This is a genomic window from Chryseobacterium sp. PvR013 (genome assembly GCF_017833095.1).
Taxonomy (GTDB): Bacteria; Bacteroidota; Bacteroidia; order Flavobacteriales; family Weeksellaceae; genus Chryseobacterium; species Chryseobacterium culicis_A.
The window spans coordinates 2,285,633-2,299,378 of record NZ_JAFIBT010000001.1 but is presented as its reverse complement, the minus strand read 5'-3'; the positions used below and the strand labels follow the sequence as shown (position 1 = coordinate 2,299,378).

The window sequence follows — 13,746 nt, the reverse complement described above, 5'->3', positions numbered from 1 at the left end:
ATTGAGATTGCTTCGCCTTCGGCTCGCAATGACTATAGTTATTAACTTCCCACTCTCTGCTTCAGATCCTCAGCTCCTCCTGTTTTTCTAGGCTGTCCGTTTTTAGAAGAACCAAAATTATAGGTATAGGAGAGGGTTGCTACACGGGTATCTCTTTTTACGGCAAAGTTTTCGATATAATCATTATAAACCGTCTGTCCTTTGAGATTACTGGTAAAGAATACATCGGTGAAAGAAAGCTTCAGTACACTGTTGTTTTTGAACTTCTTCTGCGCCCCGATATTCAGGTACCAGTTCGCGCTTGCATTCAGATAAGCGTAGACTTCCCTTGCCTTATAATTTCCGGTAAGTTCAGCAGTGAAGCCATTTCCTAATTTAAAGGAATTAATACTGTTGATACTGAAGGTAAAATTACCCTGGTTATTAATCTGTGTTCCGGAAACATTTCCGGTATAGGAACCATAGTAGAAATTGGCACTGTTGTTCATATCCCACCATTTCGTCACTTTTACCGGAGCGATCAGATTTAAGCCATAATAAGAAGCAGAACTCAGGTTTTCAATCGTCTGTACCGTTACTATCTGTCCGTTTTCTGTTACAGGTTTTAAGATATCTGTAATGTTGTCGGAAGTCTTGCTGTAGCTTAATGTGGCAAAATACTTATTGTTCAGGCTGTAAGTTAGCTCATAATTCATTGTGATTTGCGGGTTCAGATCTGGATTTCCGGCTCTCAGAGTAGTCGGGTCAAGATAGAATTTGAAAGGATTCAGCTGGTTGTAGCTAGGTCTTGTAATCCTTCTGCTGAAATTGATTTCAAGGTTGCTTTTATCCGTCAGATCATATGCAAAAACAGCACTTGGGAATAGTTGGGTATAATTTCTTTTATTGATTTGATTGGTGGTAATTTGAGTCCCTTTTACATTGGTGTTTTCAAGTCTTAAACCTGCTGTAGCTTTCAGTTTTTCCCATTTTTTTGAGACATTTCCGTACACTGCATTGATGTTTTCTTCATAAATAAAATGATTGGTTTTATTAAGATCAGGAATGAGAGTACCGGAAGTTGCATTGAAGAATTTCAGATCATTATCTGTCTTTACAAAACTTGTTTTAACACCGCTTTCCAGCTTCCAGTCGTTGCTGAAGTTTTTGGTAAGGTCAGATTTTAAAGAATAAATATTTAGTTTTCCATCCATATCACCTTTGATAATATCCAGATGGTCTGTGCCGCTGGCGATTTGATGGGTCCTTGTATCAAAACTCTGTAAAGAAGAATTGGCGTAATTGATGTAGTCAAAATCCGTAGAAATATCAGATCCTAAAGAATCAATTGTGTATTTATGATTAAGGTTGAATGAAAGATTGGTCCAGCGGTCATTCGATCTGTTGACGGTGGTGAATGAGCTTTCAGGAAGATGGCTGCTGCCCAGTGTCACATTGGAATTATCGCCGTTGATGTTGAATTTGTTCGAAACCAATCCTACAGAAAATCCAAGCACATTCTTATCATTCAGATAATAATCCATTCCCGCTTTGGCAACATGGCTGTTGAACTTGAATTTCAGATAATTGTCCTGTACATAGGCTTTTTTAAAAGTATTGTTTTCATAGAAATTCCTGTCCAGTACCAGACCGTTATAAGCTTCTCTGTAGGCAAAGCTGTAGTTTCCGAAAATATTGATTTTTTTATTCCGGTGATTGATGCTGAAGCTGTTGTTGTTTTTTACGTATTTACCTGTTCCTAAAGACGTAGAAATACTTCCATTGGTTCCTTTTCTCTGCTCTTTTTTTAGTTTAATATTAATGATTGCAGATCCCGATGCATCATATTTTGAAGACGGATTGGTAATGAACTCTATCTTTTCAATAGTGGAAGAAGGAATTCCCTTTAGATAATTGGCAAGATCACTTCCGGTCATGGGCGTGTTTTTACCATCTATCTGAATCAGGAGATTTCCTTTCCCTCGCAGACTGATATTATCGTTGTTGTCGATATTCACTCCGGGAGCTTTTTCCAATACTTCAAAAGCAGAATTTCCGGTACTGGCAATGCTGTTTTCAACGTTCATGATCATTTTCCCGTCCTGTCTTTCAATCAAAGGTTTGGTTTTCGTAATGGTAACACCTTCAATGGATTTTACACTCAAATCGATGGCTGTAAGAGTCTTGTTTTCGGTCAGTAAAATATTTTCCGAATGATAGACTTCCGAACCGTTTTTATTAATTTTTACTTGATACGTTCCTTCTTTTAACTCATTAAAATTAAACTTACCATTGCTATCCGCAATTTCTGTTTTGATTAATTTCTGATCTGCATCAAAGAGATTGATCTCCATCTGTTCTGCATTGCCGGATTTTATATTTCCTGACAAAGACAAACTCTGCGTGGTCTGCTGGGCGGAAAACCTGCTGGTACATACCATCAGCATCCAGACCAATAAGAGTAAAAATATTCTGGTCATAGCGTTTTACTTTTTAGGGGTGAGACAGTTTTCTGAAATTTTCAGTAAAGCTGAATACATCACTTCCATTTCTTTTTCGCTGATTCCCTTTAAAGCAGTTGTACGGTTCTTCTCTACAATATTCTGAACCTCTTTGATTACTTTTGCCCCCGAATCTGTCACTTCCAGATGGGTTTTTCTTCGGTCTTCAGGATGAACATGTCTTGTGATATATTCGGATTTTACCATTAAATCAATAATTCTTGTCACAGAAGCATTGTCCTTGAAAACAAGATCACCAATCTCATTCTGGGTAATTCCCGGGTTTTCCAGAATGGCTTTGATGATGAGCCACTGATCAATCGTAATGGTAAAACCATGGGCTTTCAGCTGGCGCTGAGCATAGTTTCTGTAGGCTCTGATTGCTTTGTCTATGTTGTAGAATATAATTGAATTTAATTTTTCCATACTTTCAGATTTAAAATGATGTATCAATTATTGATATATCAACTAATTAGTAAATCATTACTTTACTTTGTTACAACTCCTGAAAAATATTTTCAAAAATACATTAAAAATGCAGCCTGATTATTTGATATTTGCTTTTGCTGAGGCGCTTGTAGAACCTGAATTAAAATTTATATTTTCTACGGTTTTGAATAATCTGTCGATCTCTTTTCTGACCTCCGGGGCAACATTGTAAAACTCATTGATCAGATCCAATGAAGTAGGTTTCTTGGGATACTGATTGTGGGTAAGGAAATTTTTCAATGCCCTGTTTACTTTGTCTTCACCTATCAGATTGCTTAATTCCACCATGGCTGCAGCACCTTTGGAATATGAAATATGTGGAACATCTCCGGTGGCTTTATAGATCGGGACATTTTCGGATAAACCTTTTTCATTTTCATAGATCTGTTGGTGTACTTCAATTCTTTCCCTCATTTTTTCTTTACTATGCATTTTTTTGTAGAGCATCATTTCTGTGTACATCGCCAGTGTTTCAGTGAGCATCACAGAACCTTCTCTGTCATCAGGATTTATCTGGCTGTTTCCCCACCAGAGATGTGAAAGCTCATGTCCGGCCAGTTCATTGATGACATCCTGCTTTTTGTCTGCGTGAATATTAGCATGAAAAACCATGTCTTCCGGCATAAAGACCGCAGATGGGTAAGCTGCAGCCGCAAAACCTCGCGTAAAAGAAGAAATTTCTGCAAAACTGATGGTTTTAAAAGGATACTTTCCAAAATTCTGCTGACAGTAATCCAGGGTAAGCTTGGTATTTTCAAGAAGATGATTCACATTTTCAGCATGTTTATGATGGTAAAAAATATTGATGGTAATTCCTTTATAATTAAAGCTCTTATTTTTATAATCTGCTGAAGAAACTGCAAACCGGAACGGAATCTGATCTGCTTTATATTCAAAATAATTACGTCCGGATTTTGACCATTTTTTAACAAGATCTCCTGTTCCTATCGCTGTCTGTCCCTGTTCTGTAGAAACAATCATATTGAGGTTGATAAAATCTTTTTTTGCCACTTCAGGGGCTTCCGGTTTCTTCAATTCAGTGAGCTTTCCCAGTTTGAATGCACTACGTTGCTTTTCATCCTGAATTTCATCATCTTTCTGGTAGCCAATTACAGGATAATATCTGCTGATTCTCATAAAAGATCCGTCTTCAATAATGGCATTAAAAGACTGATGGCCATTCACTGCAAACCATTGATAAGATAATTTAAAATCAAGAGAAGCTGTTTTACCAGGCAGAAGAGGCTGTTTTAATGAAACTTCCGTGATGTTCTTATGAATCTTTGTTGTTTCAGTTCCTGAGGTTATGGCAGCAGATTCAAGTTGTAAATCCTCATTGAAATTGATCAGAACCTTACTGATAGGCTGATTGGTTTGGTTTTTAAGGGTATATTTCCCTATGATCTGATAAGCATTTTCAGAAGGAAAGAGTTTGATTTCTGTGGTAATATCAGCAATATCAGGCTGTGGAAGATGTTCATATTTCCGATAGTTTTTTTCATATGCTGCGGAGCTTAAGATAGCTTGGTCTTCATTGTTAGGCAGATATCCTTTCATAAATAATATTCCGGCAAAGATTCCTGAGATCAACAGAAAAACAGCAATACCAGAAGCGATAATTGGTACTTTTTTTATTTTTACAAGGCTGTTGAGTATCCATAAAATACTGATCACGCCTGCTCCAGACAAAAGTCTTTGTGCAAAAGCCTGTTCATAGATTCCATACCCGTTAAAATCACTGTAAGTCCCTTTAAAATCAGAAAATATTCTGAAAAGCGGGTAGGAGATCAACTTTCCGGAAACCGGCCCTGACAATACAAAAACTGAGAGAATGGAAATCCCCAGTGCAATGAATTTATTGGGAATCCGGTCATTAATCAAAAGGATAAATCCGGAAAAGAGAATCAGCGGGAAAGTATTGAAAAGAAAAACACCCAGATAAGCCTTCCAGTCTATATGAAAATACTGATAAGCGGCCTGGAAGATTATTCCCTGAATAATTAGAATTCCAGTGAAGAAAAACAATAACAAGCTGATTGAAATAAAATGTCCAGTCAACCTGTTCTTTGAAAAATAAGTGCTGTTTTCAATCAGAAAAAATCCTGAAGATGAACTTTTCCAGTACATATCGTTTAGAAAATAGGCTGAAATAAGGAGACCTATCAGATGAAAATTTTCTGAGATGGTTGTTGACATAAGTCCCGAACCTGCATATTTCTGTGGTAGACGAATTCCCTTTTCAATTTCGGCATATATTTCCATTCCAACAGAAAATAGTAAAATAATAGAAACAGCAGGAACAGCAATACTTTTGAACAGATAGGTGAGATCCGTTTTCGTAAAAGAGATCACAGATCGAAATGAGCTCTGCCCATTGAAACTTGGGGTCACAATGGAGTATTCGGAGGTATTTGTTTCAGATAAGAGATGAGTATTTCCCAGTGTTTTTACTTTTCGTCCGGAAGTGTTGGAGAAAGAAAATAATCTGTATGAAACGAAGAGAAGCCCAGCAGATACGATGAAAAATAAAAGTCTGTTGAACAAAAGGTATCCTGTAAAAGGAACAATCTGCATATTTTTCTGATGAGCCGTAAGGTCACGAGCCTGCATGAAATAAGATGACAATCCAAACGGATCTATCAAAGCTGAAAATTGCTGTGTTTCCAATGGCTGGGGAAGGCTTCCCGCCATAAATGGTGAATTGGAAAACAACAAAATAATCATATAAAACACATACAAAAGCAGACCGCCCACTACTACCAGCAATTTTCTCTTTATTACAGAAGAAATGAGAAACAGAAAACTACAGGCAAACAGGCTATTGATAAGACCAAAAATTAATAGAGGGTAGATGTAGTAAATGATATTCACGCCTTCCTGCATTTCGCTTCCGGTACGCATAATTTGCCCGATGAGAAACCCTGTCATTAAGAAAGAAAAACTTAAAAACGTCTGTAGAAAATAGGTGCAGAACTTTCCTTTCAGATAAGTGAATTTTGAAAAAGGAAACGAAAACAGAATACTGTCAAATTTTGAATCCTGATCTTTAAAAAGCAATTGTAATGCATACACGGTAGCGAAAAAAATAACGGCAAGACTCAGCATTCCCATCATAAAACCAATGGTATACGGTGAGTTTAAGTAAATTCCATCTCCTACTGAAAGATTGAACTGACTGCCGCAGAACATGCCAAGACCCACCAAAAGTAAGGCCACAAGATAGGTGAGCCAGTGCTTGGTACTGCGTCTGGCTTCGAATAAAAATAAAGTGTTCATGATTAAGGTTTTTGGGTGAGTGTGTGGAAATAAACGTGTTCCAGCAAAGGAGTTACGGAACTGAAGTCTTTCGGATATTCTTCAGAGAATACCGTGATGTGAAGCTCTCTTTCCAAAAGCTGTCTGCTGATGATTTCATAGCTGGAACCATAGGTTTCCAGTTCGTCTTTGTGAATGGGTTTTGACCAGATTCTGTTTTCCAGTTCTGCAATAAGTTTTCCGGGATTTCCTTGTCTGAGGATTTGTCCATTATTCATCACTGCCATTTCCGAACAGAGGTTTCTGACATCTTCAACAAGATGGGTAGACAGAATAACTATTACATCCTGGCTGATATCATTGAGCAGCGTATTGAAACGGTTGCGCTCTTCCGGATCCAATCCTGCTGTGGGTTCATCTACAATGATGATTTTCGGATCTCCTAATAAAGCCTGAGCAACCCCAAAACGCTGTTTCATTCCCCCTGAAAAAGTGTGGACTTCTTTTTTAGCAAAATCAGAAAGGTTGACCTTTTCAAGAAGATTCAGAATTTGATTTTTGCGTTTGTTTTTATCAGTAATGCCTTTTAATAGGGCAATATGTTCCAACAGGTCATAGGCAGAAACTTTTGGGTATACCCCGAAATCCTGTGGGAGAAATCCAAGATTCTGTTTGATATAATCCGGATTTTTGATGATGTCTACTTCATTGAAAAGCAGGGTTCCGGAAGTCGGTTTCTGAAGTCCGACAATGGTTTTCATCAAAGAAGATTTTCCGGCTCCGTTGGGACCCAAAAGTCCGAACATTCCGTTTTTGATGTCCAGTGAAATGTTTTTAATAGCCTGGAAACCATTTTTATAGGTGAGGCTGAGGTTGTTGATGGATAGTGTATTCATAACGTTGTGTTTGGGGAATAGAAGGACAGGCGGCCTTTCGGCAGCGATTTTAGAAGTTAGAAATTAGTGGCTGGAAGCTAGAAGCAGGAGGCTAGAAGTTAGAAGTTAGAAGTTAGAAGTTAGAAGTTAGAAGTTAGAAGTTAGAAGTTAGAGAAGTGGAAGTTTCAGATACCATGCTCAAACACTCTTACACTCAAACTCTCACACTCTCAAACCCTCCAATCCTCCGACGCTCAAACTCAAACCCGAATCCCGTCTACTCTTTAAATTCAAGAATATCTCCCGGCTGGCATTCCAGGATTTTACAGATGGCTTCAAGGGTATCGAAGCGGACACCTTTGGCTTTTCCGGTTTTCAGAATAGAGAGGTTGACGGGCGTGATACCCAGTTTTTCTGCCAATTCTTTACTCTGCATTTTTCTTTTGGCAAGCATCACATCTAAGTTGACTATAATTGGCATTTTAAATAAATAGGTCTTGTTCGTTTTGCAAATGTAGTCCTTGCTTAAAGATATTCGCAAGAAACAAACAGAAAATTCCAAGCATAAAGTGAATAAACACCAGTCCCCATATCATACTTTCTACTTCCACAAAGAAACTCGCGATAATCACCAGTGGAAGGGGAATGAAAATATTATACAGGTAAAATTGCTTAAGCTGATTGATATTTTCCTGAGTAAACAGCTTCTGTTGGAAAAATACTTTGAAAACTTTGGCTGATAACCAGAAAAAGGTTCCATAAGTGATGAGTACCAACATAAAGGAAAAAATCATATAAGGATAATTGTTTTCGATATTCAGAAACGGCTGTTCCGTAAACGGATAATTGATATGAAGGAACTTTCCGTTTTTATAGGGCGTAACTGCAAATCCGCTGCTCAGACAGAATAAAGCATACACAAAAGTGATCAGATATCCGGCCGAAAGTAAGGAGCAGATATAAAATAAAATCTTTGAAATAATTTTAGTCTGGTTCATGGTATGAAGCATAATTGATATTGCAAATGTATAATTAATTATCGTAAAACAATAATTAATTTAAATAAAATTTTATTTTTTCAGATTAAGATCTCTCAGGAATCTCAATGGAATAGTGTGATAATCATTGTTTTTAATTAATTTTAAATAACAAAAAAATTGAAATCATGGCTTACAGTACTGAACTGGCCGACCGGGTACGTGAACGGCTTTCAATAATGAAAAATATTGAGATTGAAGAAAAGAAAATGTTCAGCGGACTGTCTTTTCTTGTCAACGGGAAGATGTGCATCAACATCAGCCACGATAATCTGATGTGCCGTTATAATCCTGAGCTGGAAGATGAAGTTTCAGAAAAGAAAGGCTTTCTGCCGATGATCATGAAAGGGAAACAGTTAAATGGATATTGTTATGTAGAACCCATTGGTTTTCAAAAAGCAGAAGATTTTGAATACTGGATAACCATCTGCCTTGATTATAACCCGATGGCAAAAGCTTCGAAGAAGTGAGTTTTGGGTTGCAGGGTTTGAGAGTGGGAGAGTTTGAGGGTAAGAGAGTTTGAGAGTGGGAGTGTTGGAGTTTAACAGTCCCACATTCATCACTCATGATTTATCATTTATCATTTACGATTCATCATTATCTCCGTACAGTTTTTTCCTTATTTCAATCAGGACTTTTGTTGTTTTTTCTAAATCCGGATATTCAGGAAGATTTGATGTGGAATAATGTTTTTCTATTGATTCTATAAGGTTTTCTGCCTTTTGCATTACACTTTCATACGATTGATTTCCCGCTTTGATGTCTAAGAGTTCATCACGATTTTCTATACGGATCGTCAGTGAATTGGTTTTAAAAATCTGTTCACAGGACTGCAGCAGCCGGATGGTGTGCATCATGTTCTTGCTGTCATAATTCTGTCCGTGGGTCTGATTGACATTGTAACGGTCTTCATTACGCTCAGTTACCCATTTCCAGTATTCTCTATAGTCTTTGCAGTACACAGAGTATGCATCAAGGTTACAAAACAGGTAAGCAACAGGTTTTTCATTTTTAGGAATGGATGATACGGAAACCTGATTCGCTTCTTCATGATGAATAACACCTTTATAGCCCAACCTTCCTGATTCATCATAAAATAACGAATACATTCCTTTTGTATGATCAATATTTACCAATCCGCATTTCTCTTGTGATAAACCACCCCGTTCTCCAGAGGAATGGAATTCATGCAGCCATTTTTTCAATGGTACAGAACCTTGTCCTTCCAAAATAAAACAGAAATCCAGGATCGATTTTCTCTCTTTATCAATAGGGTTTAGAATCTTTTTATTAAGACCTTTCGCTTTTTTAATCTGCGAAACAGCATATCCTGCAAAAGTATCTTTGCATAATTTTGACAGGAAATCCTCGGTTTTCAATAGATCCATCAACGGATGTTTATACTGAATACAATCTTCTGGACTTGCCAGAATTTCCAGAATATTAGGATTGTTTTTCTGCAGCAATTCTACAAATCTCCCGATTTCATAATACGTAATATCATTCGTCTCATTGGAAATCTGCGGAATATAGTTCAGACCAAAGAAATCTTCCTTCGGCAGATAATACACCCCACGGATATCTGTATCAGAATTCTCCGTTGCCAGTCCAAAAGAACGGCTTCCGGAAATGGCTTCGAAGAGGATGAGGTTTTTATTTTTTAGATCTTGGATGGTCATTTTAATTGTTTTTTTTGAAAAGTAAAATATGGATTGCTATTGGAAAATTAAAAACTAGAACTATAGAAGAATAATTTTAAATTTCAATAAAGCTGCTCACAATTACATCCAATGCTTTCTCAGTGATATTTTTCATGTGATTTTTTTCTCTTTTTTTAATTTATGTATTAATTCATGCCGTTCATCTTCAGATATACCATCAATAAAAAGACTCCATCCCTCAGGGTATAATCTTGCGTGAATTATATTTATTTCGTTTTTCCAAATACGATGGTACTTGTCAGAACATTCAGCAATAAATTCATAATCTGAGAAATAATCTGAAAGCAAATCAATAGGATCAACCCAATTATTTCCAAGCCCTGGAAGTTTCATATAGTATCTGTATTCTTCAAAAAAAGCCTGTTGTTCAATAAATGTTTCAAATCTTTCAAAATAAGAAAAAAAATCCCAAGATTCACAACCGCAATCTCTTATGAAAACTTCACCATTTTCAGCAATATATAAGCTATCATTAATCGAAAACAAAGTTTGCCCTTTCCAATGGTAGGTGTTTACTCCTTTATTTTCTTTTATTTGTTTGGGTGTAAAAATATGAAGTACAGTATCATAAATATTTAATCCTGAAAATTTTTCCTGAAAATTTATAATTTCTGAAGAATTTTGAAGATGATAAAATCTAAGATGATTTTCTAAAATTCCTAAATCAATTTCATATTCCTTGTTTCTTCCGGCTTTTTCAATAAAAAGTAATGCTCTTTCAGATAATTGTTTCATATTGGTTTGATTTATAGTGCTAATATCTCCCTAAAAACCCTCTCCATCTCACCTTTATCGGCCTTTCCACCTGATAAACTTTTCGATTTTTCCTCATTTTCCGCGATTGTTTTTTCAAGAAAATCAAATAGTTCCCAATCGTTCGGATGGTAATAAGATTCTCCTTTGGTGGCTTTCAAGGCAACGAGGCCTTCTATTTTCCGTCTGGTTTCGTCATCGGTTAAAACAAGCAGATCACTGAACAATACAGGCGGAACTGTTCCTTTTTCTATGATCCATTTTCCTGTTAAGGTCGTTCGTAAGCAATAGAAGTAACTTTTTAATTTTACTTCATCACTTCTGCAGGCTTCCAGATATTTTTTGCTCATGCTTAAATAATGGTAAGAAACGGCTACCGGAGAAAAACAGGCATCTGCCAGAGGCCTGAAAAGATCTACAAACTTTTCGTCCGCTTTGTAAACGATAGGAGAATAGAACCAGCTCAGTAATGCTGCATTCGACTTCAGCAATAGGTGGAAGGTTTTTCGCAGATCCCATCCGGAGCCGTCAAGATCATCTTCTGTCATAAATTCTATCGTTTCATCCTTGTTCCAGGGAGAAAGATACCAGTCTTTTTCATGGCGGTATATAAAACGTATATCATAATCACTGTCGGGAGAGGCAAAACCCCAGGCTCTGCTTCCTGATTCTACTGCAAGGAGGACTTCTACGCCACGGCTTGCCTCAACTTCTTTTATTTTTTCAAGTATTTTTGGTGTCATTGTTATTGATTTATAAGGCAAAGTAAAAGATGAGGTGCGCAATGTTCTTACGTAGAATTTTTGTGTTTGAAAGTTTGAGAGTAAGAGAGTGGGAGAGTTTGAGGGTGAGAGTCTAACTTCCAGCCTCAAGCTTCCAACTTCCAGCCCATATATCATCAATACATTTTACTTTTTACATTGTACACCATACAAAATCCTTCTCATTTCACTAATATTGCATTTTTCCATTTAATATAACTACAAACATCCATGTTATCATCAGAATTACAGCATAAAATTGATTTTAAAACAAAACCGCTGGGCGCATTAGGGCATCTGGAACACGTTGCTCACAAAATCGGAATGGTTCAGAAAACCACTTCACCACATTTATTGAATCCTCATATGGTGGTTTTTGCAGCCGATCACGGGATTGCTACTGCAGGAGTAAGTGCTTATCCGCAGGAAGTCACTTACCAAATGGTGATGAATTTCCTGGGTGGAGGGGCTGCCATCAATGTTTTTTGCAGACAGAATGGTATCAAGATAAAAATTGTGGATGCCGGAGTCAATTTTGATTTTCCGGAAGGACTGGATCTGATGGATAAAAAAGTCAGAAAATCCAGCCGTAATATTCTGGAAGAACCAGCCATGACTTTAGAAGAATATCAGAAGGCTCTTGAAAACGGAAAATCTGTAGTATCTGAGATCACCAGAAAAGGCTGTAATATTATTGGTTTTGGTGAAATGGGAATCGGGAATACTTCAGCTTCTTCTTTGATGATGAGCAAACTGTTTGATATTCCGATTACCAATTGTATCGGACGCGGAACCGGACTGAATGACCATCAGCTGCAGAATAAGATCAGTATCTTAACGGAAGCGATTGAAAAATATCCGACTGAAATGAGTGAAGATGAAATTGCTCAAACCTTTGGTGGATTGGAAATTGTACAAATGATTGGGGCTATAGAAGAAGCTTATCATCACAATATGCTGATCATGGTAGACGGATTTATAGCCACTGTTGCGGTAGCCACCGTCTGGAAAAAGAATCCTGAAATTCTGAACAATTGTATCTTCTGTCATGTAAGCAATGAAAATGCCCATCCTCAGCTGTTGGGACTGATGAGAGAAAAAGCTATTCTCAATCTCAATCTGCGCCTGGGAGAAGGAACAGGCTGTGCACTGGCTTATCCGATTATTCAAAGTGCCGTTAATTTCCTGAATGAAATGTCAAGCTTTGAAGATGCTCATATTTCGAATAAATCATCTTAGTTTATAAAATAAAAAAGGGGCAATAAAGCCCCTTTTTATCTTACATTCAATACAATTAGTAAGTATGCGCTACATCTTTACCTGTAAACATCATTCTTACAGGTTTATTTTGAATAGCATCTTCATTGAGTTTATATGAATTAAATATCTGCATGGTTGGGATATACCTGTATAAACCATCATCTACCAAATATAGTTTTCCGGTATTGCTGTTTCGTACCAGTTGAGTTCCTGAAGTGATATCAGCTCCTCTTTCCCCTGTGTAATCTTCTATATTCACTTTATAAACCAGATAAGCCTTTCCCTGAACAGCAAACAGATGATTGATCACTGAAAAGGATTCAATACGTCTTAGGGTACTTTCAAATACAATGTATAAAGCTCCTGTTGCATTATCCTGGAAAAACTGTCCGTCACGAACCCGATACGCTTTAGGTTCTGAATCTTTCAAATAGAAAGCAATTCCCTCATAAACATAGCCGTCTTTCCCGTCACCCAGCTCATTCTTATCCCTGGTATAAAAGTGAGTTTTTTTATCACCATTAAAATACCTGTAAATAGGAAAACTTCCCGGCTCATCACCGTTATAACTGGTTCCGAGATCTCTTTTCTCCCAGTAGCTTTGTCCTACAAGCTCATTCGGATTTGTTGTTAATACCAGATCATTACTTCCTGTGTGAAACCATCTTGTGATTACCGGGCCGGGCCCATCTGCAGATCCTAATAATCTTTCCTGAAAATAATAGCTTAATCCAGGATAGGATTTAGGAAGTTCGGATGGTAAAGGAGAGGTATTGTACAGATGTTTTTTGGTAAGATCACTGTAGAAACCGTAAATAGGATTCGTTAAGTAAAAAGATTTAGACCAGATTCCTGCAGGAGGAGGAGTTGGTGTATCAGGGTTGTCTCTGAAACCTCCTTTTGCCAGCATGTTTTTGCCGGATGCATGTAAGGCTTGTGATTTATTTGCAGTTTCCAGTTCATCACCGGGAGCTGAGCAGCTTATTATGGATATAAGACATAATCCAACGAAATAAGATTTTTTCATTTGATTTTTTTCATGGTTATTACGATGCAAAACTAAAAATACTCCGGAAATAAAAGGATAAATTTAAAATGATAAGATTCATGTTTTG

The 13,746-nt window shown here is 37.1% G+C and carries 12 protein-coding genes; 2 read left to right on the top strand and 10 right to left on the bottom strand.

Going from position 1 to position 13,746, the window contains the following annotated elements; genetic code table 11:
• Positions 1-41: 41 nt before the first annotated feature.
• The 6 genes from JOE44_RS10340 to JOE44_RS10315 form a co-directional block, all read right to left on the bottom strand.
• On the bottom strand, positions 42-2,459 hold the full coding sequence (locus tag JOE44_RS10340) for a TonB-dependent receptor (RefSeq protein WP_209785528.1): 2,418 nt from the start codon (positions 2,457-2,459) through the stop codon (positions 42-44).
• Positions 2,460-2,465: 6 nt separating this feature from the next.
• Entirely contained in the window at positions 2,466-2,906 is a 441-nt protein-coding gene (locus tag JOE44_RS10335) for a MarR family transcriptional regulator (protein WP_209785527.1), read from the bottom strand.
• 120 nt (positions 2,907-3,026) lie between these two features.
• Positions 3,027-6,245: a M1 family aminopeptidase gene (locus JOE44_RS10330; RefSeq protein WP_209785526.1), complete on the bottom strand. Its 3,219-nt coding sequence runs from the start codon at positions 6,243-6,245 to the stop codon at positions 3,027-3,029.
• A gap of 2 nt (positions 6,246-6,247) precedes the next feature.
• Positions 6,248-7,120 (bottom strand): ABC transporter ATP-binding protein, encoded by an 873-nt coding sequence (locus JOE44_RS10325; protein ID WP_209785525.1) that lies wholly within the window; start codon positions 7,118-7,120, stop codon positions 6,248-6,250.
• A 256-nt stretch (positions 7,121-7,376) separates the two neighbouring features.
• Entirely contained in the window at positions 7,377-7,580 is a 204-nt protein-coding gene (locus JOE44_RS10320; protein ID WP_002980904.1) for a helix-turn-helix transcriptional regulator, read from the bottom strand.
• A 1-nt stretch (position 7,581) separates the two neighbouring features.
• On the bottom strand, positions 7,582-8,097 hold the full coding sequence (locus tag JOE44_RS10315) for a DUF2975 domain-containing protein (RefSeq protein ID WP_209785524.1): 516 nt from the start codon (positions 8,095-8,097) through the stop codon (positions 7,582-7,584).
• A 167-nt stretch (positions 8,098-8,264) separates the two neighbouring features.
• Here JOE44_RS10315 and JOE44_RS10310 point away from each other — a divergent pair, with 167 nt between their 5' ends.
• On the top strand, positions 8,265-8,606 hold the full coding sequence (locus tag JOE44_RS10310; protein ID WP_209785523.1) for a TfoX/Sxy family protein: 342 nt from the start codon (positions 8,265-8,267) through the stop codon (positions 8,604-8,606).
• Between the two features lie 114 nt (positions 8,607-8,720).
• Here JOE44_RS10310 and JOE44_RS10305 read toward each other — a convergent pair whose 3' ends face one another.
• From JOE44_RS10305 to JOE44_RS10295, 3 genes are all read right to left on the bottom strand, one after another.
• Positions 8,721-9,815 (bottom strand): nucleotidyltransferase domain-containing protein, encoded by a 1,095-nt coding sequence (locus tag JOE44_RS10305; protein WP_209785522.1) that lies wholly within the window; start codon positions 9,813-9,815, stop codon positions 8,721-8,723.
• A 132-nt stretch (positions 9,816-9,947) separates the two neighbouring features.
• Positions 9,948-10,592 (bottom strand): hypothetical protein, encoded by a 645-nt coding sequence (locus JOE44_RS10300; protein WP_209785521.1) that lies wholly within the window; start codon positions 10,590-10,592, stop codon positions 9,948-9,950.
• 11 nt (positions 10,593-10,603) lie between these two features.
• Positions 10,604-11,353 carry a nucleotidyltransferase domain-containing protein gene (locus JOE44_RS10295; protein ID WP_209785520.1) on the bottom strand — a complete coding sequence of 250 codons (750 nt, stop codon included), beginning with the start codon at positions 11,351-11,353 and terminating at the stop codon, positions 10,604-10,606.
• A gap of 249 nt (positions 11,354-11,602) precedes the next feature.
• Between JOE44_RS10295 and cobT the strand changes: the two genes are divergently transcribed.
• Positions 11,603-12,610: a nicotinate-nucleotide--dimethylbenzimidazole phosphoribosyltransferase gene (gene cobT / locus JOE44_RS10290; protein WP_209785519.1), complete on the top strand. Its 1,008-nt coding sequence runs from the start codon at positions 11,603-11,605 to the stop codon at positions 12,608-12,610.
• 55 nt (positions 12,611-12,665) lie between these two features.
• Here cobT and JOE44_RS10285 read toward each other — a convergent pair whose 3' ends face one another.
• A complete protein-coding gene (locus tag JOE44_RS10285) occupies positions 12,666-13,658 on the bottom strand; it encodes a hypothetical protein (protein WP_209785518.1) in 993 nt (330 codons plus the stop codon).
• Between the last annotated feature and the right edge of the window lie 88 nt (positions 13,659-13,746).